Annotated in this window: 22 protein-coding genes; 3 read left to right on the top strand and 19 right to left on the bottom strand. The window is 63.7% G+C overall.

All coding sequences use genetic code 11. The features are described from left to right. Nucleotides 1-69: 69 nt before the first annotated feature. The 3 genes from AC56QX_RS18075 to AC56QX_RS18065 form a co-directional block, all read right to left on the bottom strand. Nucleotides 70-1095 carry a sugar ABC transporter substrate-binding protein gene (locus tag AC56QX_RS18075; RefSeq protein WP_477224542.1) on the bottom strand — a complete coding sequence of 342 codons (1026 nt, stop codon included), beginning with the start codon at nt 1093-1095 and terminating at the stop codon, nt 70-72. A gap of 64 nt (nt 1096-1159) precedes the next feature. Next, nucleotides 1160-2146 (bottom strand): ABC transporter permease, encoded by a 987-nt coding sequence (locus AC56QX_RS18070; protein ID WP_497109751.1) that lies wholly within the window; start codon nt 2144-2146, stop codon nt 1160-1162. Between the two features lie 269 nt (nt 2147-2415). Next, nucleotides 2416-3849, bottom strand: coding sequence for a DHA2 family efflux MFS transporter permease subunit (locus tag AC56QX_RS18065; protein WP_497109749.1), 1434 nt, complete (start codon nt 3847-3849; stop codon nt 2416-2418). 121 nt (nt 3850-3970) lie between these two features. Between AC56QX_RS18065 and AC56QX_RS18060 the strand changes: the two genes are divergently transcribed. Both AC56QX_RS18060 and AC56QX_RS18055 read left to right on the top strand, forming a co-directional pair. Next, nucleotides 3971-4972 (top strand): ornithine cyclodeaminase family protein, encoded by a 1002-nt coding sequence (locus AC56QX_RS18060; protein WP_497109748.1) that lies wholly within the window; start codon nt 3971-3973, stop codon nt 4970-4972. Next, nucleotides 4969-6477: an HAL/PAL/TAL family ammonia-lyase gene (locus AC56QX_RS18055; protein ID WP_497109747.1), complete on the top strand. Its 1509-nt coding sequence runs from the start codon at nt 4969-4971 to the stop codon at nt 6475-6477. The genes AC56QX_RS18060 and AC56QX_RS18055 overlap by 4 nt, the downstream gene beginning before the upstream one ends. Here AC56QX_RS18055 and AC56QX_RS18050 read toward each other — a convergent pair whose 3' ends face one another. From AC56QX_RS18050 to AC56QX_RS17985, 14 genes are read right to left on the bottom strand one after another with little or no spacing between them, the layout of a single operon-like run. Further along, nucleotides 6478-7281, bottom strand: a complete 804-nt coding sequence (locus tag AC56QX_RS18050; protein ID WP_497109746.1) for a 3-methyl-2-oxobutanoate hydroxymethyltransferase — start codon at nt 7279-7281, stop codon at nt 6478-6480. Between the two features lie 53 nt (nt 7282-7334). Next, entirely contained in the window at nt 7335-7646 is a 312-nt protein-coding gene (locus AC56QX_RS18045) for a MocE family 2Fe-2S type ferredoxin (protein ID WP_497109745.1), read from the bottom strand. 27 nt (nt 7647-7673) lie between these two features. Beyond that, nucleotides 7674-8756 carry a fatty acid desaturase family protein gene (locus AC56QX_RS18040; protein ID WP_497109744.1) on the bottom strand — a complete coding sequence of 361 codons (1083 nt, stop codon included), beginning with the start codon at nt 8754-8756 and terminating at the stop codon, nt 7674-7676. A gap of 49 nt (nt 8757-8805) precedes the next feature. After that, a complete protein-coding gene (locus tag AC56QX_RS18035) occupies nt 8806-9981 on the bottom strand; it encodes an aldose 1-epimerase family protein (protein ID WP_497109742.1) in 1176 nt (391 codons plus the stop codon). Between the two features lie 10 nt (nt 9982-9991). After that, nucleotides 9992-10774, bottom strand: coding sequence for an ATP-binding cassette domain-containing protein (locus tag AC56QX_RS18030; protein ID WP_497117798.1), 783 nt, complete (start codon nt 10772-10774; stop codon nt 9992-9994). Beyond that, nucleotides 10771-11775, bottom strand: coding sequence for an ABC transporter permease (locus tag AC56QX_RS18025; protein ID WP_497109741.1), 1005 nt, complete (start codon nt 11773-11775; stop codon nt 10771-10773). Before AC56QX_RS18025 ends, AC56QX_RS18030 begins: the two co-directional genes overlap by 4 nt. A gap of 58 nt (nt 11776-11833) precedes the next feature. Continuing rightward, nucleotides 11834-12778 carry a sugar ABC transporter substrate-binding protein gene (locus AC56QX_RS18020; RefSeq protein ID WP_497109740.1) on the bottom strand — a complete coding sequence of 315 codons (945 nt, stop codon included), beginning with the start codon at nt 12776-12778 and terminating at the stop codon, nt 11834-11836. A 25-nt stretch (nt 12779-12803) separates the two neighbouring features. Continuing rightward, nucleotides 12804-13718, bottom strand: a complete 915-nt coding sequence (locus AC56QX_RS18015; protein WP_497109739.1) for a sugar phosphate isomerase/epimerase family protein — start codon at nt 13716-13718, stop codon at nt 12804-12806. Between the two features lie 55 nt (nt 13719-13773). Next, complete coding sequence (locus tag AC56QX_RS18010) at nt 13774-14859, bottom strand: Gfo/Idh/MocA family protein (protein ID WP_497109738.1); 1086 nt, start codon at nt 14857-14859, stop codon at nt 13774-13776. Between the two features lie 35 nt (nt 14860-14894). Then, nucleotides 14895-15956 (bottom strand): ABC transporter ATP-binding protein, encoded by a 1062-nt coding sequence (locus AC56QX_RS18005; RefSeq protein ID WP_497109737.1) that lies wholly within the window; start codon nt 15954-15956, stop codon nt 14895-14897. Between the two features lies 1 nt (nt 15957). Continuing rightward, on the bottom strand, nt 15958-17049 hold the full coding sequence (locus AC56QX_RS18000) for an ABC transporter ATP-binding protein (RefSeq protein ID WP_497109736.1): 1092 nt from the start codon (nt 17047-17049) through the stop codon (nt 15958-15960). Next, nucleotides 17046-18005, bottom strand: a complete 960-nt coding sequence (locus tag AC56QX_RS17995) for a carbohydrate ABC transporter permease (RefSeq protein ID WP_497109735.1) — start codon at nt 18003-18005, stop codon at nt 17046-17048. The genes AC56QX_RS18000 and AC56QX_RS17995 overlap by 4 nt, the downstream gene beginning before the upstream one ends. After that, nucleotides 18002-18862, bottom strand: a complete 861-nt coding sequence (locus tag AC56QX_RS17990) for a carbohydrate ABC transporter permease (protein WP_023769530.1) — start codon at nt 18860-18862, stop codon at nt 18002-18004. Before AC56QX_RS17990 ends, AC56QX_RS17995 begins: the two co-directional genes overlap by 4 nt. Further along, nucleotides 18859-20559, bottom strand: coding sequence for an ABC transporter substrate-binding protein (locus AC56QX_RS17985; protein ID WP_497109734.1), 1701 nt, complete (start codon nt 20557-20559; stop codon nt 18859-18861). The genes AC56QX_RS17990 and AC56QX_RS17985 overlap by 4 nt, the downstream gene beginning before the upstream one ends. A 357-nt stretch (nt 20560-20916) precedes the next feature. Here AC56QX_RS17985 and AC56QX_RS17980 point away from each other — a divergent pair, with 357 nt between their 5' ends. Then, nucleotides 20917-21945 carry a LacI family DNA-binding transcriptional regulator gene (locus tag AC56QX_RS17980; protein WP_497109733.1) on the top strand — a complete coding sequence of 343 codons (1029 nt, stop codon included), beginning with the start codon at nt 20917-20919 and terminating at the stop codon, nt 21943-21945. Here the strand turns inward: AC56QX_RS17980 and AC56QX_RS17975 are convergent. Next, nucleotides 21942-22421, bottom strand: a complete 480-nt coding sequence (locus AC56QX_RS17975; RefSeq protein WP_497109732.1) for an aconitase X swivel domain-containing protein — start codon at nt 22419-22421, stop codon at nt 21942-21944. The genes AC56QX_RS17980 and AC56QX_RS17975 overlap by 4 nt on opposite strands. Next, entirely contained in the window at nt 22418-23668 is a 1251-nt protein-coding gene (locus AC56QX_RS17970; protein WP_497109731.1) for an aconitase X, read from the bottom strand. The genes AC56QX_RS17975 and AC56QX_RS17970 overlap by 4 nt, the downstream gene beginning before the upstream one ends. Nucleotides 23669-23698 lie beyond the last annotated feature (30 nt).

The following is a 23698-nucleotide window of genomic DNA, read 5'->3' as shown; positions in this document are numbered from 1 at the left end:
ATTCCATGAGGGAACGAGGTGACCAGATTGTTCCGGCCACCCCGTTTATTTCAGTCGAAAAAGCGCGGCTTACTTCGCCGCCGCCTCGGCCTGCAGCGCCTTCAAATCCCAGCAGCTGTCGGGCTTGAGGTCGGCCTTGGTCGTCGCCTTCTCCAGTGTGTAGATATAGGTGTGCGAGGTGCCGGCCGGCTGGCCGCTCTGCAGCAGGAACTTGATGATGGCGTTCATGTCGCCCGACTGCCGGGCGAGATCGGTCATCACCACGGCGCCATAGGTGCCGTCGGCCAGCTTGTCGCAATCGGCCGCCTTCTCGCCGCCGCCGGTGGTGACCAGAAACACCTTGCCATCGAGCTTGGCGTCGCGGATCGCGGCCGACGCGCCAGTGGCGTCACCGTCCCAGAAATCGATGATCGAGCAGATGTCCGGGTTCTGCTGCAGCATCGTCGTCGTCACATTGCGCGATGTCGTCGCGTCCCAGTTGGAGTCGGGCTTGGCCACCACCTTGAAGTCGGGATGCTTGTCCAGCACCTTCATGATGCCGGCATACTGATAGAGGCTGGAAGAGTTCGCTTGGTCGCCCTGCACCAGGCCGATCTTCTTCGACGAATTTTCGCCGCAACCCTTGATCGCCGCTTCGGCCTCGAGCTGGCCGAGCCGGTCCCAGTCGCTGCCGACGAAGGCATCGGCCGGGAAGTTGGCGGGATTGTCGACCAGTATGACATAGGTGCCGGCGGCCTGCGCCTTCTTCATCAGCTTGGAATAGGAGTTAAGATCCGGCGCGTGGATGATCAGCACGTCAGGCCTGGTGTCCGACGAGATCGCGTCGGTGATCGCTTGCGCACCGGCATCGACGACCCAGTTCGGATCGCGCGTTTCGAACGTGCCGCCCCAGGCGTCGACTTCCTTCTTCAGGTAATGCGCCCAGCCCTGCGCCAGGTCGAAGCCCATCGCCAGCGGCACCAGCATGACGCGCTTGCCCTTGAGCGCCTGCGCGTAGGCCGCCGGGCCGGGATCGTCGGCGGCGAAGGTCGGCGCCACGAAGGCGGTAACGGCGAGCGCCGTTGCGGCGGCCATAAGTGTCTTGATCAGTCTCATGTCACGTCCTCTGGTTTGGTGTTGTTATCGGCGGCCGGCCCCAACCGTCCGCCGCAGTTCCGGTCTAGATGTCGCCCTGTTGCGCGGTCTGTTCGTCACGCGGATTGATGATGCCGTCGACGATGATGGCGCCGAGCAGGATCGCTGCCTTGATCAGGTTCTGGTAGAGCAGCGGAATGTCGATGATGGTCATGGCGTTGAGCAGAATGCCGATCAGCGCGGCGCCCACCAGCACGTTGCGCACCCCGCCCCTGCCGCCCGACAGACCGATGCCGCCGATCACCGCCACCAGCACGATGTCGTAGAGCAGCGTCGAATTGACGATGCGGGTGTTGATCGAGTGCAGGCTGGCCGCCGTCAGCAGGCCGGCGATGAGCGCGACGAAGGCCGAAAGCACATAGCGCAGCACCAGCATCGGCCGCACCGGAATGCCGATGTTGCGCGCCGCGACCGGATTGTCGCCGGCGAAATAGATGTAACGGCCCCATTTGGTATAGCGCAGGAAGAGAAAGAACAGGAAGGCGAGGCCCGCGAAGACGAAGACCTCGATCGGGATATCGAGGAAGCGCAGGCCGCCCAACAATTCCACCCAATGGCCCTGCGGCACCGGCACCGCATCCTGCGTGATCAGTTGCGAGCGTACATAGCCGAAGACGAAGGAACCGGTCGCCAGCGTCACGAAGATCGCCGGCACGTCGGCATAAGCGACGAGAAAACCGTTGAGCAGGCCGATGGCGAGCACGCCAGCCAGCACATAGGCGAAAGCCAGCCCGTCCGAGGTTCCGGTGTTGAGCAGTTGCAGATACCAGGCAACCGACATTGCCATGATCGCCACCGCCGACAGGTCGATGCCGCGGCCGATGATGACGACAGCCATGCCGAGCGCCAGAATGCCCAGCACCGACACCGAGCGGACGATGGCGACGAGGTTGTTGGGATCGATGAAGCCCGGCAGGCCTATGGCCGCGCCAAGGAACAGCACCACCGCGATGGCAAAGACAATGCCTTCCTGATTCAGGCTCCTGAGATTTAGCCAGCCAATCGCGTTCATGTCTGCATTTGCCCCGATGGCAGCGCTGCCATCCCGAACGCAGAGCTAATCGCCTCGGCGCCGGTTCGTCAAATGAATCTGCGTTCAGAACGAGGCTTGGTGTCGATATTCGCCGAGTGGACGCATCGATTGCCGAAACTGGCGCAATGCCCGGAAACTCCTGCGTTTTTGGCAATCGATTGCGCCATCGCAGTCATTCGCGAAAGGAGAGCATCAAGGCGAAAGGATGAGGTGGAATTTATCTCCGCATCGGGCGAAGAAACTCGATTTCAATTCCGAGCTTCATGCCCGGAAACCTCCGCCCCGGCGGCGGGCGGCAACACCAGAAAACGCAGTGCCGCGACCAGCCCGATGGCGCCGATGACGAGAAAGGCGATTCGAAAATCGACGAGGTCGAGCGCCGGTTGCGCCCTGGCGATCTGCGACAGATTGAGGATCGCCGCCGCCACGGCGACGCCGAACAGCATCGCCACCTGCTGCAGCATGGACGACAGCGTCGCCGCCGAGCTGCGCTGCGCCGCATCGATATCGGCGAAGGCCAGTGTGTTGAGAGCGGTGAACTGCATCGAGCGCGACAGGCCGGCGATCAGCATCAGCGCCACCACCAGTGCCTGCGGCGTCTGCGGCGAGATTGCCCCGCAAGCCATGATCGAGGCCGAGGCGATGATGCCGTTGACCACCATCACCGAGCGGAAGCCGAAACGCCGCAACGTTGGCGTCGTCACCGTCTTCATGCCGAGATTGCCGAGGAAATAGGCCAGGATCATCAGGCCGGCATCGACGGGCGAGAGGCCGAAGCCGACCTGGAACAGAAGCGGTAACAGGAACGGCGTGGCATTGATCGCCACCCGGAAGATCGTGCCGGCGGCAAGTGTCGAGATGGCGAAGGTCAGCACCTTGAACGAGGAGAGATCAAGCAGCGGATGGGGAGCGCGCCGGAGATGCCGGACCGCCAGCCAGCCGATGACGATGCCCGCCGCGATCAGCAGCACCGTCGACAGCACGCCGTCCTCGGGATGCGCGATGCGCTCGAGGCCGTAGAGCAGGCAGGCGAGCCCCAGCGACGTCAGGAAAAATCCCGGCCAGTCCAATGGCTTGGGATCTGCTTCGCGGTCGCCGGGGATGAACCGCGCCACCAGCGCCAGCCCGATCAGCCCAAGCGGGATGTTGATGAAGAAATTCCAGTGCCAGGACAGGTAGGTGGTGATGAAGCCGCCGAGCACCGGACCGACCACGGGCGCGAACAGCGCCGGCCAGGTGATCAGCGCGGTGGCGTTGAGGAGTTCGGACTTAGAGGCATTGCGCAGGACGAGGATGCGGCCGACCGGCGTCATCAGCGCACTGCCCAGCCCCTGCACGGCGCGGGCGACAACGAATTGGGTCAGATTCCCGGAGAAACCGCAGGCAAGTGAGGCCAACGTGAACAGCGCGATCGCCACGAGAAAGATGTTGCGCGCGCCGAAGCGGTCGGCGAGCCAGCCCGACAGCGGCACGAACACCGCCATGGTGAGCATGTAGACGGTGATGCCGATGCTCATCGCCACCGCCGGCACGCCGAAGGATTCACCCATCTGCGGCAGCGAGGTCGAGATGATCGTCGAATCCAGCAGCTGCATGAAGAAGGCGATGGCAACGATCAGCGCCACGCGCCGCGCGTTGGTGGCCGTTTCGGCTAAGGCTTCGGTGTCGGGAATGGCAGTCATGTCGGTTCGGTTTGAACAGCATTTAGCCGGCAGCGTCCAGACAAAGCGCAACAAACTTTCGTGTCACGCCGCGGCCTGCTATGGGATGGGAGGGGTGGACCGAGGAAAGCATGCGCGTAAAATGAAGCCCATCTATATCGATTATCTCAATGCCCTCGACATTGAAGCGCTAGATATGACCGATGGCGAAATCATTGCCGCTGTCGAGGCAGGCCTTATCGCGCAAGGCAACGGGCAGACTGTGATCGAGCCGCGCGTCCATCTTGAGCCGGACCCATCCTTCCACGGCCATTTCAACGTGCTGCGCGGCTACGTGGCGCCGCTCGACACGGCGGGCGTGAAGATCGTCGGCGACTATGTCGACAATTATCTGCATGGCCTGCCTTCGGAATTCGGTATCCTCAATTTGTTTGATCCGCGCACCGGCACGCCGCGTGCCATCCTTGACGCCACCGTCATCACCGACATGCGCACCGGCGCCGTCACCGCCATCGGCGCCAAGCATCTGGCACGCAAGAACTCCAAGGTGCTCGCCCATATCGGCGCGCGCGGCACCGCCTATTGGAATGTGCGGCTGCTCGACCATGTCTTCGACTTCGACGAGATCCGCGTCCATTCGCGCCGCCCGGAAAGCCGCGGCGGCTTTGCCGCCAAGCTTTCGGCCGATCTCGGCAAGACGGTGACGGCCGTCTCCGACTGGAAGAGCTGTGTGGAAGGAGCCGACATCGTCGTCGAGGCCTCGCGGCTGCCGGAGCCGCAGCCGCTGCTCAAGACCGAATGGATCAAGCCTGGCGCACTGGTCGTGCCCTATGGCACGATGAGTGCGGTGGAGCTGTCGCTGACCGACATCATGCAGAAAATGGTGGTCGACGACTGGGGCCAGTGCAAGGGCGGCAAGTTCGGCTCACTGCGCGCCCATGTCGAGACCGGACGTCTGAGCGAAAAGACGCTGCATGCCGAACTCGGCCAGATCGCCGCCGGCCTCAAGCCGGGTCGGCAGAGCGACGACGAAACCATCCTGTTCTGGCATCGCGGCCTGTCGCTGTCCGACATTGCGCTGGGCAAGGCGATGCTCGCCAAGGCAGGCGAAAACGGCATCGGCCAAAGGCTGCGTTTCGCATGAGCGCGCTCGTCCTCACCGGAGCCGGCGTCAGTGTCGGCGATGTCGCCAGCGTCGCCCGTGACGCACGCAAGGTGGAGATCGGACCTGAAATCATCGGCAGGCTGGAGAAGGCGCGAAAAGTGCTCGACCAGGCCGCCGCCTCCGGCCAGCAGATCTATGGCCTGAACACCGGCCTCGGCGCCAATCTCGGCACCTCCGTTGAAGGCGACGCTAGCGCCTTCCAGCGCCAGCTCCTGGAAGGCCGCAGCGGCGCAGTCGGCGAAGCGTTGCCGGTCGAGACCGTGCGAGCAACCATGCTCGCCCGCCTGGCGATGCTGTCAGCCGGCGGCTCCGGCCTTTCGCCCGCCGTGTTTGTTGCCCTGGTCGATGCGCTCAACGCTGGCGTCCATCCGGTCATGCCGTCGCTCGGCTCGATCGGCGCCGGCGACCTCGTGCTGATGACCGCGCTTGCCCGTGTGCTGATCGGCGAAGGCGAGGCCGATTATCAGGGAAGGCGCATGCCGGCGGCCAAGGCGCTGATGATGGCCCGCCTCGCCCCGATCAGCCTGGCGCCCAAGGACGGGCTGTCGCTGATCAACGCCTCGGCGGTCTCCGCCGGCAGCGGCGCGCTTTGCGTTACGGATGCGCTGTCGGCGCTGGCCCAGCAGCAGCAGGCCGGCGCGCTGACCATGGAAGGTTTCGGCGCCAACCGCACCATCCTCGATCCGCGCCTGCAGATGGCGCGGCCGGCGGCGGGCCAACAGGAAGCCGCCAAGGCGCTGAACGATCTGCTTGCTCGCGAAGAGGCGCCGGCGCCGACCACTATTCAGGACCCGCTGTCGATCCGCTGCATGCCGTCGATCCATGGCGCGCTGATCGAGGCGATCGGCCAGGCGAAGCGTGCCGTCGAGATCGAGCTCAATGCCGCCGCCGACAACCCGCTGGTGCTGGGCGATGACGAACTGGTGCTGTCGACCGGCAATTTCCACACGGCCGCACTCTCGCTTGCCTTCGAGACGCTCGGCCTGGCGATCGCGCAATGCGCCGCCGCGAGCGTCGCCCGCTTCATCCAGCTCAGCGGCTCGGGCCGCAATGGCCTGACCAGATATCTGTCGCCCATCGGCGGCGCTTCGGCCGGTTTCGTGCCGCTGCAGAAGACGGCGACGTCGATCCTGGCCGCCATCCGCCACAAGGCCAATCCGGTGATGCTCGACTTCCTGCCCGTTTCGGAAGGCGTCGAGGACCACGCGACCCAGTCGCTTCTCACCGTATCGAAATGCGCCGGCATGATCGCGCTGTGGCGGCGGCTGATCGCCTTCGAGCTTATGGCCGCCGCCCAGGCCGTCGACCTGCGTGAAGGGTTGACGCTGGCACCACGCACCGGTGCGATCTATGCGGCGGTGCGCGCCCATGTATCGATGCTGAAGGAGGACCGGCCGCTGGGGGCTGACGCCGAGGTGCTCCACGCCATGCTCGCCGACGGAACGTGGCAAGGCGCTGCGGCGGCCAGCAAAGACCCCGAGTAATCAGCTCTTTGCGTCCACCTTTTTCATGAACAGGCTGAGCTCGGCCGGGTCCATGTGGACGACGTGCCTGTCCTCGGGATAGGCGCCGCTGTTGACGTCGGCGACATATTCGGAAAATGCCGCCACCCGCTCCGCCTGCAGCCGGTCATATTCGGCGGCGAAGTTGCGATAGACCTTGGAGTGGCGCGGCATGTGGCCCCGGTTCTGGCCAAGAATGTCCTCGGCGAACAGATATTGCGCATCGCAGCCGGTGCCCGCCCCCATCGACAGCATGATCAGCGAGGTGCGCTCCGAGATCGCCTTGGCCACCTCGACCGGCACGACCTCGATCTCGGCGCCGATGGCGCCGGCCGCTTCCAGTTGCTTCACCGCTTCGAAAACCTGGATGGCGGTGTCGGCGGTCTTGCCGACCGCCTTGAAGCCGCCGGTCCAGGTGGCGCGGGACGGAATGAGGCCGACATGACCGATGACGGGAATGGCGTCGTCCGCCATACGCTTGATCGTGGCATAGCCGGCGCTGCAATAGACCGCGTCGGCGCCGGCCTTGTAGAGCCGGAAGGACCAGCGGACAAAATCATCCGCCGTACCGATCTCGAAGAAGTTTTCGCCCGGCATGGTGAACAGGCTGGGCGCCGCATCGCGGTATTGCGGGTTGAGCACCAGTTCGGGCGGCACCGAGACGATGTCGACCCCTGCCCGTTCAGCGGCCTCCGCCTCATCCAGGTTGAGCACGCGCAGCATGGTCAGCTGGCGCTTGCCCTTCATCGCGCGCAGATCGGCGACGGTCGGTCTCTTTCGGCTCATGAAAACGTCCCTCTGTGCTTGCTTGACGCGGCGCCCGATCGGTCGCCACGTTTTCAGATCTGGATCATGACCTTACCGGCCTCGATCTTGACCGGATAGGTCGCGAGATTGACGCAGACCGGCGCGCCCTTGGCCTGGCCGGTCTTGTAGTTGAAGCGGCCATTGTGTTTCGGACATTCGATGATCTCGTCCATCACCAGCCCGTCGGCCAGATGCGCCTTCTCATGCGTGCAGTAGCCGTCGGTGGCGAAGAACGCGTCATCCGGTGAGCGGTAGACCGCGAAGGTCCGGCCGCCATAATCGAAGCGGATGACGTCTTCTTCCTCGACATCATCCACCGCGCACGCTTCAACCCAATCGGGCATCTCGGTCTCCTCAGGAATTCGCGACCGCTATTCGGCCGCCGCCGACATATCGACCTCGTGGAACTCGCCGCGATAGGGCCTGGCCGTCGGCGGCAATTCGCGCATGAGATAGAAATCCTCGTATTTCAGTTGCCGGAGCAGAACCGGCCAAACCTCGCGATAGGCATGCCACATTGACGGGTTCGGCTCGGGCAGATCGTGCTTGATCAGTTCGTGCAACCTGGGCAGCGCATGATACGGCACCATCGGGAACATGTGATGCTCGACATGATAATTCATGTTCCAGTAGATGAACCGGCTGATCGGGTTCATGTAGACGGTGCGGGTGTTGAGCCGGTGGTCGATGACGTTGTCGGCAAGGCCGATATGCTGCAGCAAACCGGTCGTCACCATGTGCCATGTGCCGTAAAGGCGCGGCAGGCCGATCAGCACCAGCGGTATCCATGACTGCAGCGCGATCGCAAGCGCGATCGTCGCGATATAGATGGCGACGTGCCAGCGGGCGGCGACCACGGCCTTCTGCTGTTCCATCTCCGGGATATAGCTCTTCTCCTCCTCAGACAACGTGCCGAAGGCCTGGCGCACCAGCGTTGGCAGCGAATAGCGGAAGTCGAGAATGCCGGTGAAGGCCAGTCCCGCCTTCAACAGGTCCGGCGGCCGCATAACGGCGATCTCGGCGTCGCGGCCGACGATGATGGTGTCGGTGTGGTGACGGGCATGGCTCCAGCGCCATTGCACGGGATTGCGCATCAGCATGAAGGAGGCGATGTGGTAGACGACGTCGTTCATCCAGCGCGTGCGGAAGGCCGTGCCGTGGCCGCATTCATGCCAGCGCGAGTCGCTCGACGAGCCGTAGAGCACACCATAGACGAACAGGAACGGCACCACCCACCAGGAGCCCCAGAACCAGACGATGCCGGCAGCCGAGCCCAGAATGACAGCTAGCCAGATGATGGTGTCGCGGATCGCCGGGCCGTCGGAGCGCTGCATCAGCTCCTTCATCGCCTTGCGCGGCACGTCGGTGTGGTACCACTCGGCCGAAGCCAGGCCGGTCTTTATGGCGGCCCGCGTGCTTTCGCCGACCAGGCTGTAATCGCGCTTGTTGCCCATCACACCGACCTCCGGTTTCCGGCCCGCCAGCCGGAGCATTCCTGTCGCATCATGCCCCCAATCTCGGAAAATTTCCCGACGGCCTGGGATAATCCTGCAGCGGCTGCCTGGCGATCGCGCCGATCCTGCCTTCCGCCGCCGCAATCTCCCCGGCGCCATCGAGGACACGAAACACCGCATCGTAGGCCCGGGCTTCGCCATGCTCCAGCCAGATCATCTCGCCGCGTTCACGCGCGGCGAGATCGCCGAGCACATGATGGGTCGAGGGCTCGATGCCCAGCGCATACTGCCCGGCCTGGAAATTCTGCCACTGATAGGCGCAGGGCAGTTGGTCCTTGCGCGTCACCACTTCGAAGCCGAGGCCGAGCCGGTCGTTGACCACCGCCACCGGCACTTGCCCCTTTGCGTCGGCGCCCATCTCATGCTGCCAGACCTGCTCGCTGAACCCCATTTGCGGCGCCGGCGCCGTGCGGTAGCCGACCTTCTGTGCCTCGTAGTGCTCGCCTGCATGGCCGGCCCATACCACGTCGCGGATCGGCGCCAGATAGCGCGAGCCCGCGTCGAGCAAGGGATGACTGACATTGACGTGGTAGAAATACATATGCGGCGTGCGGTTGAAGCCGTGGTTGACGACACGGTCGGAAAGCCGGATCTCGTTGCCGCCGACATCGGCCTCGATGCGCCGGATGAGATGCAGGTCCTCGCCGAACACCGCCGACTGCTGGACGATGCCTTCGGCCCACAGCACGCAGCGGTCACCATCCCAGCGCTCGCCATAGCCGGTCAGCCGCGCCGGGATCGCGCCGACGCGGCCGTGCAGCGAATGGGTGACGGTCTTCTTGCCGGGATAATTGTAGCTGTCGGCCGGCACTTCCTCCCGGCCCAATATGTGGTCGAGGCCGCAGGTGACGAGCAGGCCGGAAAAGGAGCGTGCCCAGGCGAGCCCGCTCTCCCCTTCATAATCGTGCAGGCCGGGATGGCGGAAGCCGCTCGGCGAATGCCAGCCGATCGCCTGGCCCTTGAAGTCGCAGTCAGAGATATCAAGCGCCCGGTCGACCAGCGCGGTGAAGCGCAGGCCCGAGCCGGTGCGAAACTCCAGCATGCGGATGCCGCGCTCCACGCCATCGCCAAGCGTCATCAGCCGCACGCCGGCGAATTGCGACAGCATGCCGGACCGCTCGGCCACTTGCCGTCGCGACAGCGTCTTGCCGTAAAGCTCTACCATGCGACGCCCTTCACTTTGCCCTCGCCTCCTTGAGCAGGGCCGACATGTCGGCGCCGGTGATGATGCTTTCCACGGTCAAGAGGTCGGTGTCGGCGACGATCTGTTCGGCGACGATTTCGCCGCGGCGCATGACGATGATGCGGTCCGCGACCTGGAACACATGGTGGATGTTGTGGGTGATCAAGAGCACCGAATGGCCGGCGTCGCGCACCTCCTTGACGAAGCGCAGCACGCCATGGGTTTCCTCGACACCGAGATTGTTGGTCGGCTCGTCGAGGATGATCACCTTGGCGGCGAATTGCATGGCGCGCGAAATGGCAATCGACTGGCGTTCGCCGCCCGACAGCGTCGAAACCAGTGCATCGGCGTCGAGCTTCTTCGAGATACCGACGCGCTTGAGCAATTCGGAAGCGGCCTTGCGCAACTTCGCCAGATCGAGCGGTGCGAACACACCAAGCCAGCCGAAATTGACGGGCTCGCGGCCGAGGAAAAGGTTGCGGGCGATGCTGAGATCCGGCGCTAGCGACGTGTCCTGGTGGATGGTCTCGATGCCGAGGTCCATCGCATCGCGGGTCGAACGGATCGAGACCTTCGCACCGCGCACGAAGATGTCACCACGATCGACCGGGAATACGCCCGAGATCGCCTTGATCAGCGTCGATTTGCCGGCGCCATTGTCGCCGAGCAGCGCTACCACCTCGCCTTCCCGCAGGGTCAGCGAGGCGTTCTTCAGCGCGCGCACGCTGCCGAAAGATTTTTGCAAATTCTGCAGCCGAAGCACTTCCATCGTCAGCTCCTTGCGGCGTTCTTCTGCAGCAAAGCGTGCAGGATGAGCATGGCCAGGATGATGAGGCCGACGAAGATGTTGTAAGCGAGCCCAGGCACGCCGATCAGCACGATGCCGTTGCGGATGGCGCGCAACATCAGCGCGCCGACGATGGTGCCGAGGATCGTGCCGCGCCCACCGGTCAGCGCCGTGCCGCCGACAACCACCATGGCGATCACTTCGAGTTCGTAGCCGGTGCCGGCTACCGGCGAGGCGGCTGAGATGCGGAAGGCGCTGATCATGCCGGCAAGGCCAGCCAGCACCGAGGTGGCGATGAACAGCCAGATCTTGACGGCGTCCGCCGGCACGCCGCGCGCCACCGCCGCGTTGCGGTTGGACCCGATGGCGCTGATCCAGTTGCCAAGCTTAGCGTAGCGGAGGATGTAGATCGCAAACAGCGACAGGCCGATGAACCACCATAGCGAGGTGTAGAAGCGGAACGAACCGACATTGAAGCTGCCGGCCAGCAGCGTCACGAAGAAGCCGGGCTGGTCCCAGGATTTCAGCGGAAACCCTTGCGTGATGTAGAGTGCTGCGCCGCGCACGACGAGCAGCATGGACAGCGTCACCAGGAAAGATGAAATGCCGATCTTGGTGACGATCAGCCCGTTGATCGCGCCGATCGCGATGCACAGGAGAAGCCCGGCCAGAAGGGCGACGCCGATATCCCAGCCGCCGTTCTGCACCAGCAGCATCACCACCACCGGCGCCAGTCCGAACACGGCGCCGACGGACAGGTCGAATTCGCCCGCCGTCAAAAGCAACGTCATGCCGAGCGCGATGATGCCTAGCTCTGGCAGGAACGCCATCATGTTGGAAATGTTGAGCGGCGACAGGAAATTGCGATCCGCGATAGCGAATACTGCAAGCAGGACAATGAGGATGACGAGCGAGGAGAATTGCGGCGAGCGTATCAGGCTCGATCTGCGTTTCCCGACAGGCATCTCGTCTTCAGCGGCGATCGTCATGACTGTTTGAACCATGCTTGAAAGACGCCCGCCGCTTTCGCAGCGGGCGCTGCTTTTCTCACTTCTTGTCGTAAAGCTTCAGGATCGGGTCGACGCTGGAGGCGTCGTAGAGACCGAAAGTGTGGATGTCGTAGCCTATCGGTTCGCCCGAGGCTGCGAGCCCGAGCAGTGCCACCGGCATGAAGCCCTGCGCCGACGGGTACTGCCAGGCGGCAGCGTTGACGAAGCCGTCCTTGACGGCCTGCGCCGTTTCCTTGGAATTGCCCCAGCCGACGACCGGGATCTTGCCCGCCGGCACGCCCGCGCCGTCGAAGACCCGCTTGACGCTGGCCGCCACGGAATCGCCGAGCGCGATGATCGCCGGCGGATTGTTGGCGACCATGTAGTCGGTCATCTTGGCGATGATGCCGGCCGGATCGGTGCCGCAATCGACGACGTCATATTTGATCCCCAACGGATCGAACACGCTGGCGATGCCTTCGGTTTCCAGCTGCTGATAGCTGGCGCCGGGAACTTCCACCGGCAGGAACACCTTGTCGCCCTGTTTCACCATCTTGTGGTCGACCAGGTACTTGGCCCAGATGACGCCGGCTTCCTTGAGGTCGGCGCCGACATAGGCCTGGCGGCCCGTCGCCGGATCGTCAGTGTTGAAGAACACGATCGGGATGCCGGCCGCTTTGGCTGCCTTGACCTCCTCGGTCCACAGGCCCGGCTGCGCCGACGTGGTGGCAATGCCGTCGGGCTTCGCCGCCAATGCCGAGTTGAAGGCCTCCTTCTGCGCCGCCATGTCGCCGCCGCTGAAGGAGATCTTGCAGGTCACCTTGAGCTGGTCACACGCCTTGGTCGCGCCGGCGTTCCAGTCGATCCAGAACGCATCGGACGGACCGCCATGCGACAGCAGATAGAAGGTCTTCTGACCATCCTGCGCCTGTGCAGCCGTGCCGAGGGCGACGCCGGCGAACACCGTCGCGGCGGCCGCCAATTTCCAAACGAATTTCAACATGCTTTCCTCCCTCTGTTTGGAGCCATCACAGGCCGTTGGCGCGGAACTTCCCGTCGAGAAATGTCTTGGCGCGCGGCACGTCGTCTTCCGAGAGGTGCTCGATGATGACCGGGATGTTCGGATGCTTCTCAGCCAGCCGCTTGAGGTAGAGATCATAGTTCAGCGAGCCGAGACCCGGCGCCGGCAGTTCGATCTCGCCGACGCCACGGAACGTATGGCTCTCCAGCGCATCCTCGTCGCCGATATCGGCGTGCTTCTCGGACTTGTCGCCACCCGAGCGCTTGACGTCCTTGGCGTGCGCAATCTTGATCTTGTCGGTCAGCGTGTCGAACACCTGATTGAGGATCTGGTCCATCTTGTCGATGTTGTGCGTCTCGAAATAATTGGTCGGATCCATCAACAGGCCAAGGCCGGGGTGGTCGACCTGAGCGAACATCTTGACCGTCTCCTCGACCGAGCCGACGACGTTGTTGACATAGGTTTCGAGCAGAAACACAGCGCCGTGGTCGTAGGCTGTCTGGGCAAGGTCGGCGATCACCTTGCGGCATTCCTCAAAACCTTCCTCGGTCTTGTTCTTGGGGTGATGCACCCAGTCGGATTCGGTGTTGTAGGTGCCGGTTTCCGAGATCACGTAAGGCGAGCCGAAATGGCGGGCGTTGCGGATGATCTCCTTCAAGTAGCCGACGCGCTTGTCGCGCTCGGCCTTGTCGGGATGGATGATGTTGGTGTAGCCCGACACGCAGCAGACCGGCAAATTGTGGTCGCGGAAGACATCGCGCACCTTCTTCGCCTTGTCCTTGGTGATCTGGCCGGCCGACAGGTCGACATCCTTGAAGTGCAGGTCGAGCTGCACCGTGTTGAAACCGAGGCCGCGGATCTTCTTCGCCGTCTCTTCGAGGCCGTACGGGAAATAGCCCGTGAAAATACCTGCCTGCATCATGGTGTGAATTCCTCCCTGTAAGCGATTCAGTTGTCTGGTGTTTCAGTTGCGGTGATCAGATAGCGATTTCGGAAAGCTTGACCGTGCGGCCCGACGCCATCGAGAGGTAGCCCGCCTCGACCAGCGCCATGGTCTTGACGTTGTCGGCGACGGAAAGCGCCGGCGGCGTGCCGGTCTTCACCGCGTGCTGCAGCTGCTCCATGACGCCGATGAAGGCATGCGGAAACCACATCGTGTCCCAGCTTGGGCTCACCCACTCGCCGCCAGTGGTCTCGGCCGAGGCATAGGTCAGCGTCGAGGCTGCCCCTGTCGGCCAGCCGATCGTGCCCTTGGCGACACCTTTTGTGCCATCGACGCGCCAGTTGATGTGCTGGTCGTCCTTGTAGCCGTCCTGGCGCGGGCCGGACCAGACATCCTCCAGCGACACGGCAAGTACGCCGGACGGGAAGCGCAGCGTCGACACGGTAATGCCGTCCAGATGGTCGAATTTGGTGCGCGGATCCTTGCGCGTCAGCGTGGTGATCTCAGCGGGGTCGCCAAACAGGAAACGCAGCACGTCGAGATGGTGCACGCTCATATTGGCAAGCGTCAGCCGGTCATAATCCTCGAGAAAAGTCTGCCAGTGCGGAATGGCGTGCATGTCGATCTGCGCGAAGACGATGTCGCCCAGCGCGCCGCTGTCCATGATCTGCTTCAGCACGCGCATCGACTGGTCGTAGCGCATGTTCTGGTTGACCGAGAGGATCTTGCCGGCCTTCGCCGCCTCGTCGCGCAGCTTGACGGCTTCCTCCACCGACAGCGCCAGAGGCTTCTGCGCGAGGATTGCCTTGATATGCTTCTGCTTCAGCGCATGGCGGATCAGCGCCGGCTGCAGGTCGGGCGGAAAGGCAAGGTCGATGATTTCGACGTTGGTGTCCTCGATCAGCTGTTCCGGCGTGTCGTGCACGGTCGGGATGCCCCAGCGTGTCGCAACCTTCTGCGCGTTCGCAGGGGTGCGCGAGGCGATCGCCACCACGGGAAATCCGGCCTCCTTGTAGGCGGCCAGATGGCACTCGGCCATGATCATGCCGGCGCCGACGCAGCCGATCTTGTATTCCTTGGTGCGGACCTTCACGTCCGGCTCGAAGCCTTTGGCTGCCATGCTTTCCTCCCGAAATTCTGTCCTCGCGGCCGCAATCATCTCGCCAACGCGCCTCCGCTTTGCCCGAAATAATGCACGCGGGCCGGCTCGCAGGATATCGCCACCATCGCATCGGGCCTGATGTCGGGCTGGCCGCGCAGCAACGCCTTCAGCCGCGCCTGCCCGGCGGCGAGCGTCACGACGGTGTAGCCGCCGAGCGGCTCGACCTCGAACACCCGCGCCGGGCGGCCCTGGCCCCCATCCGCCCACGGATTGACCTTGATGTCTTCCGGCCTCAGCCCGATCTCGACAGCATCAACGGGCGCAGCTTTGTCGGCGATGCGGATCGTGCCTTCGGCCGCTTCGACGCCGCCCTCGCCGCGCGCCGATTTGAGGATATTCATGACAGGCGAGCCGAGCAGCCGCGCCACATAGGTGCTGGCCGGTCGGTCATAGATTTCGGCTGGCGCGCCAATCTGCCTGATCCTGCCATTCTCCAATATGGCGATGCGGTCGGCGATCGACATCGCCTCTTCCTGGTCGTGGGTGACATAGATCAGCGTCTTGCCGAGCTCGCGCTGGATGCGCTTCAGCTCGACGCGCGTCTCCTCGCGCAGCCGCGCATCGAGCGCCGAGATCGGGTCGTCCATCAGATACGCGTTGGGATCGCGCACCAGCGCACGCGCGATCGCCACACGCTGCCGCTCGCCGCCCGAGAGCTGCGCCGGCGGCTTGTGCAGGATGTGGCCGATATGCAGCTTGGCGGCGACGTCGGCGACGCGCTTTTTGATCTGGAGCTCGGCGACGCCGCGTTCGACCAGCGGAAAGCGCACATTGTCGAGCGCGCTCATATGCGGGAACAGCGCGAGGTTCTGGAACACCATTGCCACATTGCGCTCGGCCGGCGACACCGCGTTGACCGGCTTGCCGCCGATAAGGATTTCGCCGGTGTCCGGCGCCTCCAGCCCGAGCACCAGGCGCAGGATCGTCGACTTGCCCGACAGAGGCGGCCCGAAAAAGCAGAAGAATTCGTTGTCGTTGACGGTGAACGAGGCGTCGTCGACGGCGAGTGTGTTGCCGTAGCGCTTGGTCACATTGCGAAAGACGATGTCAGCCATCTCAACCTGCCTTCATCGCAACACCAGAGGCGGCATCGAAGACACGTACCGACGACGCGTCGGGGGCGACAACCGCGGTTTGCCCGATCGACAACCCGACATCATTGTCGAAGACCGCTTTCACGGCGCCCCCGCCTTCTCCGAGATGGACGATGGTGCGCGCACCGATGCGCTCGACGAAGGTGACAGGCATGGCAAGCCCGCGCCCATCCTGCGCCAGCGCCACCTGCTCCGGCCGGAAGCCGTAGAGCACATCGCCGCGTGCGCCGCGCAAGGTGGCCGCGAGCTCGTCCGGCAGCGGCGGCGTGATGCCCAGCGGCCCGAGATCGACGACAAGCCCGCGATCACTTTCCGCCGGCTTGCCCTTGAGCAGGTTCATGCCAGGCGCACCGATGAAGCGGGCGACGAAGACATTGGCCGGATTGTTGTAGACTTCGAGCGGCGTGCCGACCTGCTGCAGCACGCCATGGTCCATGACGGCGATGCGGTCGGCCATGGTCATGGCTTCGAGCTGATCATGGGTGACATAGACCATGGTCTGCCTGAACTGACGCTGCAACTGTTTCAGCTCGGTGCGCATCACAGCCCGGAAGGCGGCATCGACATTGGACAGCGGCTCATCGAGCAGGAAGATCGCCGGCTCCATGATCGCCGAGCGGCCGATCGCCACGCGCTGCAAGATGTTGACCGAGAGCCGGTCGGCCTTGCGGTCGAGCAGCGGCGTCAGTTGCAGCAGCTCGGCGATGGCGCCGACGCGGCGGTCGATCTCGGCTTTGGCGGCGCCCCGCATCCTCGGCCCGTAGGCAAGGTTCTGGCGCACACTCATATGGGTGAAGATCGCATAGTTCTGGAAGACGAAGCCGACGCCGCGTCGCCCCATCGGCACGCCGGCCATGTCGCGCTCGCCAAACAGGATCTTGCCGCTGGTCGGCTCCTCCATGCCGGCGATCATGTTCATTGTCGTCGACTTGCCGCAGCCGGATGGCCCGAGCAGCGCCATGAATTCGCCATCCGCTATGTCGAGATCCATGGTCTTCAGCGCGGTGAAATCGCCGAATGTCTTGGTGAGGTTGCGCAGCTGGATCGTGCTCATGCCGTCACCTGCCTTGCCCGCGCCATGCGCTTCATGGCGAACACGGCGACGATGGAAAGCACGACCAGGATGGCGAGCGCGATTGCCGCGACATAGCCCCAGATCAAATCCTGCGTGGTGACCTTGTAGATGTAGACCGAGATCGTTTCGGTGGCGACGCCGGGACCGCCGCCGGTCATGATGTAGAGCGTGTCGAAGATCTTGAAGTTCTCGATTACCCGGATCGCCAGCGCGATGATGATGATGGTCTTCATCTTCGGCAGCACGATGGTGGTAAAGCGCTGCCACGGATTGGCGCCGAGCAAGGTCGCCGCCTTGATCTGGTCCTCCGGCACGCCGACCAGGCCGGCGAGCAGGATCAGGAACATCAGCGGCGTCCACTGCCAGATGTCGGCGATCATCACCGCGATCAGCGCCAGGGTCGGATCCGACAGCCAGGCGATGGTGACCTGCGTGCCTGACAGGGCTGACAGGATGTCGTTCACCGGCCCGCCCGACTGGAACAGCATAAAGAACATGTAGCCGGCCACCGCCGGCACCACCATCATCGGCATCAGCAGGATCGAATAGAAGACGCGCTTGCCGGGAAAATCGTCGGCAAACAGCGTCGCCAGCGCGAGACCCAGCAGGAACTCCGCCGGCACGCAGACGATCATGACGATCGCCGTGCGCTTCAGCGCGCTCCAGAAGCGTGCATCGGCGGCAAGATCGGTGTAGTTGGCAAAACTGTTCCACATCTCCCAGGCATTCCACCAGCCGAGACCCGAGAGCGGCGACCAGTCGGTGACGCTGATGTAGAGCTGCATTAAGAGTGGAAAGGCCGAGATGAACAGCACCAGGATCTGCGCCGGCAGCGTCAGCCGGAAGCCCAGCCGTGCCCCTTCGTCACGCATGGCCGGCTTCGCACGCGCGGCGCCCATGTCGTCCTCCGAAATGGTCACAGTCACCGCGCTCATTGCTTGAGCGCCCCGAACGTCAGCCCACGCACCAGATGGCGCTGGATGGCGATGCCCATGATCACCGGCGGCACGGCGGCGATCAAGCCGAGCGCCGCCTTGGCGCCATAGAGCTGACCGGTCATCGAGGACGACAGTGAGGCCATGTAGACCGGGATCGTCACCCATTCGCGCGTCGTCAAAAGCAGCGCGATCAGATAGTCCGACCAATTGAGGATGAAGACGAAGAGGGCGGCACTGGCGAGCGGCGCGCGCATCATCGGCAGCGTGATGCGGGTGAAGACGCGCAGCCGCGAACAGCCCTCGACAAGTGCCGCTTCCTCGATCTCGCGCGGCATGTCGTCGAAGAAGGTCTTCATCAGCCAGAAGGCGAAGGGCAGAGTGACGATGCCGTAGATCAGCGCCAGGCCCCACCAGCTGTCGGTGAAGTTCAGGAAGGCCCACATGATCATCACCGGGATCATCACCGCCATCGGCGGAAACAGCCTGAGCTGGATCAGTGCCAGCGGCAGGTTCTGACCCGAGCCGAAGCGCGACAGCCCGTAAGCCGCGGCCGTGCCCGCCGACATGGCGATCGCGGTGCCGAACACGGCCGACAGCAGCGACGACAGGATCGGCTTCAGCGCGGTGCGGTCGAGCGCGACGATCAGGCTGTTGGTGGATTCGCCGAAGACGAAGCGGAAATTGCTGAGCGTCGGGTTCTTCGGCCACCATGTCAGGTCGGCACCGGTCGCCGACCATTCGGCGATCGGCTTGAAGGCCATCGACACCATCCACAGGATCGGCACCAGCGTCACCGCCATCGCCGCGAGGATCGCGGCGTAGCGGAATATCTCGAAAGGAACGGAACGCTTCATCTGGCTGCTTTTGCTGGTGGCGTTGAGTGCGGAGGGGAAGAGCTTTCGCCCCTCCCCTCCGGCTCTGATCCAGGGAGACGGATCAGCTGATCGGATCGAGAACGGTCGGCCAGGCCTCCTTGTTGGTTCTGATGGCTTCGAGCAGTTTGTCCTCGCCGATGCGCCGGGCGATCTTCTTCCACTCGGTCTCGGTGTCGGCCATCGCCTGCTCCGATGTCTTGGCCTTGGTCAGCGAGGCCATGAGGTTTTCGTCTAGAGCGTTGTGGAAGGCGGTGGCGCCGGGATAGTTGATGGTCGGCACCGTGCGGGCGACCGTCTCGCGCACCACATCCATGTGGTAGGCGTGATAGGTCTGGCGCACCAGCGGATCGGAGAAATCCGAAAGCCGGAATGGATCGAGATAGCCGCCGGGATTGGCGCTCATCCAGGCGTAGATGCGGGCCGAGCCCAGCCATTGCAGCAAGAGATAGGCGACCTCCTGGTTCTTTGACTGCGCCGATACCATGCCGGTCAGCGAGAACCACAGCACCGAGCGGCTGATTAGCTTGCCGTCGATCTCGCGACCGGGCGGCAGCATCGAACCGATCTTGCCGGTGACGGCCGAGATCCTTGTTGCCGGCATTGTCGAGGAATTTCGGCAGGTTGGAGAAGGCGCAGGTCATCGCCGCACCACCCTTGGCGAAATTGCCGTACTGTTCCGGCCAGCCCCAGGAGATCGCATCCGGGGAGTGGTGCGCGAGCGAAGCGACATATTCGTTGGTGGCGGCGATGCCGTGCTCGGAATTGATCAGCGGCTTGCCGTCATCGCCGAACAGGAACTGGTTGGGCGAAGCCATCGAGACATAGCGCTGGTACCAGTTGGTGTAGCCCCAGCCCTGGTTGCGCAGGTCGGTCGAGCCGAACAGGCCCTTGTCCGGACGCTGGAAAAAGGCGGCGATGTCGCCATGCTGTTTCCATGTCTTCGGCGGCGCCAGATCGTAGCCGTATTTGTCCTTGAAAGCCTTCTGCTCGGCGGCGTCGCCGAACAGGTCGGAGCGGTAGACCCAGGTCTGGAAGTCGCCGTCCAGCGACACGCCATAGTTCGAGCCGCGATATTTGTTGAGCAGCGACACACCCTTGGCACCATCGACATAGCCGGTCTTGGGATCGTCCCATTCGGGCTTGTACTGGGCGACGAAGTCGTCGAGCTTGGCGATGCCGCCGGTTTCGGCGAGGTCGCCGAGGCGGTTCCATTCGGTCGAATAGATGTCATAGGCCCCACCCTTGGTGGAGATGTCCTGCATAGTCTTGGTGAATTCCTGGCCGTTCGGCAGGCCGACGATCTCGATCGGAATGCCGGTCTCCTTTTCCCACAACTCCTTGATCGACGGCGCGCCGGCCGGGAAAGGCTGCGTCAGCTGGCCGATCGAGCCGTCCGACAGGCCGAGCACGATCTTGGCCGGCGCCTTGCCGGCGCCCTTCAGCGCCTTGGCCGCCTCGATGGCGCGGCCTTCCGGCGTGTCGGCGCCATATTGATAACGCTCGGCGCCCTCGAAGCCCGTCGGGCCGCCGATCATGCCTGGCGCCAATGCGTCGGCAGCGAAGGCACGGCCGGGACGAATGAATTGCGGTGCGATACCTGTGGCGGCGACGAACACCGCCGCCTTTCCTCCGGACGCCAGCAACCGGCGTCGCGATATGCGGATCAGATCAGACATTGGGTTTCCTCCCTCAGGGCTCACGTTTCCTCCACGAGCCCATGAGGGATATTGACGGCAGTATAGGAAGGCTGTCAACATCATAACTAATCAAAACACCTCACAACATCGCAATGGGGCGAGGAAATGCGTCATACCGGGGTCCCTATACCGCTCCAGATGCCTCGATTTGATGGGAAATGTCACTTCCCGCCCCGGAACAGCAGTGCCGGGCGACCTGATTTAGCCCGACGGCTTGCGCTTCGGCCAAGGCCGGATACATCATTTCCCATCAGAATCGCCGATGGCGAGGAGTCGTGGCCATCAGGCCGGCTGCCGACATTGCGTGATCCTGGTGCGTTGAGGAGATGAGAGACGGTGCGTTCCACCCTGACTGACATAGCCCGGGAAGCCGGCGTTTCCGCCGCCACCGTCGACCGCGTGCTCAACAACCGGCCCGGCGTGCGGGCGCGCACGCGCGAGATCGTGCTCGAAATGGCGCAGCGCCTCGGCTACATCGCCGAAGGCCCGAACGGGACGCCGCCGCGCGCCTTGCCCGGCGAGGTCATCCGGCTCGACTTCGCGCTACCGGCCGGCACCAATTCCTTCATCAAGATGCTACACCGACACATCGAGACGCAGGCTTTGGGGCGACCCGATCTCGACGTCCACATCGCCACCATAGAGGGCTTCAATCCCGACCGGCTCGCCCGCCTGCTGCAGGATTTGCGCGGACAGACGCAAGGCGTCGGCGTCATCGCGCTCGACCATCCGACGGTGCGCGAGGCGATCCGTTCGCTGTCGGCCAACGACATCAAGGTGGTGACCATCGCCTCCGACATCCTGCATGTGCCGAGGGTCGCCTATATCGGCATCGACAACCGCGCCGCCGGGCGGCTGGCCGGCTATCTGCTCAACCGTTTCATGGGGCCGGAACGTCCCGGCAAGGTGGCGCTGTTCGCCGGCTCGCTGTCCTATCGCGGACACGAGGAGCGCGAGATGGGATTCCGCCACATATTGACCGAGGAATCACCCAATCTCGAGATCGTCGAGATGCGCGAAATGCTCGACGACCGCGAAAAAGCCTATTCGGAGGCATCGGCGCTTCTGGACCGGCACCCCGATCTTGCCGCGATCTACAATGTCGGCGCCGGCAACACCGGCATCGCCCGCGCGCTCAAGGAGCGCGGCCGCGCGCAATCCATGGTCTTCCTCGGCCATGAAGTAACGGATGGCACCAAGGACCTTCTGCTCGACGGCACGCTCGACGCTGTCATCGACCAGAATCCGCGCGTCGAGGCCCGCGAGGCGCTCAACACTCTGACCCATGCGGTGCGGGGATTGCCCTATGAATTGCACCAGCCGAGGCTGCAGGTGATTTTCAAGGAAAACATCCCGGAGATCTAAAGGATTTCATTGGTGGGTACTGCTGAATTGATGGCGGGTTGAATCGCAACGATCGCTAGGCCATCCACAGCTGTGCTGATCGCGATCCTGTCGCCGGACACAAGTCCGGCAATATCGCACACCACCAGCGGCATGCGGATCTCGTAAAGAAACTCGGCGACGATCGCCCCCACCGCCAGGATCGGGTCCGCCCGCTCTAGAAGAATACCGGCCGGCGCCGTCCCCCGGCGGATCGCTTCGGCCAGCACGGAGGACGAGGAGGACGAGCCGCGCCCGCTCGGCATGACCAGGATCCTGCCGGCTACGTTCTGGCCGAGGCCGGGATGGGAGTGGTCGATGATGTCGCCGGTCTCGGCGTCGATGCCGCCCCAGAAGCTGAGCGGCTGCGAGAACATCAGAGCCAGCCCATCGGCCTCGCCGGCAAGTTGGAAAGTGCCCGGCCGTTCGACGGCTCCCGTTGCAACCGGCTGCGTCATGAGGCGCTCCGCACGACATGCCCGACCGCCGCGGAGCGGATGCAATCCTTCATCTCGGCGAAGGCGACGGTCACGCCGATATTGCCCGGCGCGTAATGCGCCCATTTGCCGGAATTGGTCATCACCACGCCGTCGAGCCGCTCGAGGATGGAGGTGACATAGGTGCAGGTGTCGGCGACAGGGATCAGGCCGAAAGCCTCCATGCCGGCAAGCGCGCCCTCCTCCTGCAGCCGCGTCAGCGTCGCGCGACCGGTGTTGACATAGATCGGGATGCCCCGGCCCGGTGCTGCCTCACGCAGCAGCGGCAACAGGCGCATCCACTCCTCATGCGAAAAGTGCGGCGTGCCCAGTGAGACCGCCGAGAGCAGCGCGCCGTCGGGCACCATCGACAGCCTTGCCAGCGCATGATCGAGATCGGCACGGGTAATACGGATCGTCTCATCCGGCGCCTCGCCTTGGAAGGCCTCATCGAACGTTCCGGCCTCCGGCGTGATGCCGACCGCATGGAACAAAGCCACGGCACCCGTCGTTGCCGCCGCCGCGCCCAGCGCCTTTAACTGGTCCTCGTCACGTGGCTGCGGCAGGCCTGCGATCACCGGAACGCGGTCGCCACTGGCTTGCCCAATGATCAGCCCGACACCGACGAACAGGCTGTCGCTTGGTTCGGCCTCGGCGATGTCCAGTTCGAACAGGATTCTGCCGCGCCGGTTTTCGCTGAGATGCAGGCCCCAGGCGGGTGCACGTCCGGTCATGGCGCAGCACAAATCGATGAAATCGCCATAGCGATTGGTGCGCGCGCCGATCACAGAATTGGCGAATACGATGGCATTGGATTCGCCCCAGGCGATCTGTTGCCCGAATTCAGGCCGAAACCGCGTCTGATACGGCGCGCAAGTGAAGGTCGCCTGGCAGCCAAGCTCCATATGCGCCTTCATCAGCCGCCGCGCCGGCACTTCCTCTGCCGCCGGCATCTTCACCATACCGGGATGGATGAGGTCGAACGAGCCGACATTCAGCGTCGTCGGCACCTGCACGCGGCCGCCGCCCTCGACCAGCCGTTCGACGAAATCGAGCCCGGCCTTGCCATGGTAGAGGCAACCATCGATGTGAGCGCCTGATATGTCGAGCAGACTGCCTGCGCCAATGGCGTTGGAGAAGGCGACGAGGATCTTCATCGCAGCGGCGGCGGATGGGCCTTGCCCGCCGTCGAGCATGGATCGGTCCTGTGCGGTCAATTCTAGCGTCATCGGAATGCTCCGGACTTATGCCCGGCTAAT

The sequence above is a fragment of the Mesorhizobium sp. RCAM 06353 genome (assembly GCF_059683585.1).
The sequence above is the reverse complement of the archived record's forward strand: the minus strand, read 5'-3'. Positions and strand labels throughout refer to the sequence as shown.

What these genes read in the sequence shown, in the direction of transcription:
- AC56QX_RS18075 (WP_477224542.1), bottom strand. Translation starts at nt 1,095, where the DNA reads ATGAGACTGATCAAGACACTTATGGCCGCCGCAACGGCGCTCGCCGTT.
- AC56QX_RS18070 (WP_497109751.1), bottom strand. Translation starts at nt 2,146, where the DNA reads ATGAACGCGATTGGCTGGCTAAATCTCAGGAGCCTGAATCAGGAAGGC.
- AC56QX_RS18065 (WP_497109749.1), bottom strand. Translation starts at nt 3,849, where the DNA reads ATGACTGCCATTCCCGACACCGAAGCCTTAGCCGAAACGGCCACCAAC.
- AC56QX_RS18060 (WP_497109748.1), top strand. Translation starts at nt 3,971, where the DNA reads ATGAAGCCCATCTATATCGATTATCTCAATGCCCTCGACATTGAAGCG.
- AC56QX_RS18055 (WP_497109747.1), top strand. Translation starts at nt 4,969, where the DNA reads ATGAGCGCGCTCGTCCTCACCGGAGCCGGCGTCAGTGTCGGCGATGTC.
- AC56QX_RS18050 (WP_497109746.1), bottom strand. Translation starts at nt 7,281, where the DNA reads ATGAGCCGAAAGAGACCGACCGTCGCCGATCTGCGCGCGATGAAGGGC.
- AC56QX_RS18045 (WP_497109745.1), bottom strand. Translation starts at nt 7,646, where the DNA reads ATGCCCGATTGGGTTGAAGCGTGCGCGGTGGATGATGTCGAGGAAGAA.
- AC56QX_RS18040 (WP_497109744.1), bottom strand. Translation starts at nt 8,756, where the DNA reads ATGGGCAACAAGCGCGATTACAGCCTGGTCGGCGAAAGCACGCGGGCC.
- AC56QX_RS18035 (WP_497109742.1), bottom strand. Translation starts at nt 9,981, where the DNA reads ATGGTAGAGCTTTACGGCAAGACGCTGTCGCGACGGCAAGTGGCCGAG.
- AC56QX_RS18025 (WP_497109741.1), bottom strand. Translation starts at nt 11,775, where the DNA reads ATGACGATCGCCGCTGAAGACGAGATGCCTGTCGGGAAACGCAGATCG.
- AC56QX_RS18020 (WP_497109740.1), bottom strand. Translation starts at nt 12,778, where the DNA reads ATGTTGAAATTCGTTTGGAAATTGGCGGCCGCCGCGACGGTGTTCGCC.
- AC56QX_RS18015 (WP_497109739.1), bottom strand. Translation starts at nt 13,718, where the DNA reads ATGATGCAGGCAGGTATTTTCACGGGCTATTTCCCGTACGGCCTCGAA.
- AC56QX_RS18010 (WP_497109738.1), bottom strand. Translation starts at nt 14,859, where the DNA reads ATGGCAGCCAAAGGCTTCGAGCCGGACGTGAAGGTCCGCACCAAGGAA.
- AC56QX_RS18005 (WP_497109737.1), bottom strand. Translation starts at nt 15,956, where the DNA reads ATGGCTGACATCGTCTTTCGCAATGTGACCAAGCGCTACGGCAACACA.
- AC56QX_RS18000 (WP_497109736.1), bottom strand. Translation starts at nt 17,049, where the DNA reads ATGAGCACGATCCAGCTGCGCAACCTCACCAAGACATTCGGCGATTTC.
- AC56QX_RS17995 (WP_497109735.1), bottom strand. Translation starts at nt 18,005, where the DNA reads ATGAGCGCGGTGACTGTGACCATTTCGGAGGACGACATGGGCGCCGCG.
- AC56QX_RS17990 (WP_023769530.1), bottom strand. Translation starts at nt 18,862, where the DNA reads ATGAAGCGTTCCGTTCCTTTCGAGATATTCCGCTACGCCGCGATCCTC.
- AC56QX_RS17985 (WP_497109734.1), bottom strand. Translation starts at nt 20,559, where the DNA reads ATGTCTGATCTGATCCGCATATCGCGACGCCGGTTGCTGGCGTCCGGA.
- AC56QX_RS17975 (WP_497109732.1), bottom strand. Translation starts at nt 22,421, where the DNA reads ATGACGCAGCCGGTTGCAACGGGAGCCGTCGAACGGCCGGGCACTTTC.
- AC56QX_RS17970 (WP_497109731.1), bottom strand. Translation starts at nt 23,668, where the DNA reads ATGACGCTAGAATTGACCGCACAGGACCGATCCATGCTCGACGGCGGG.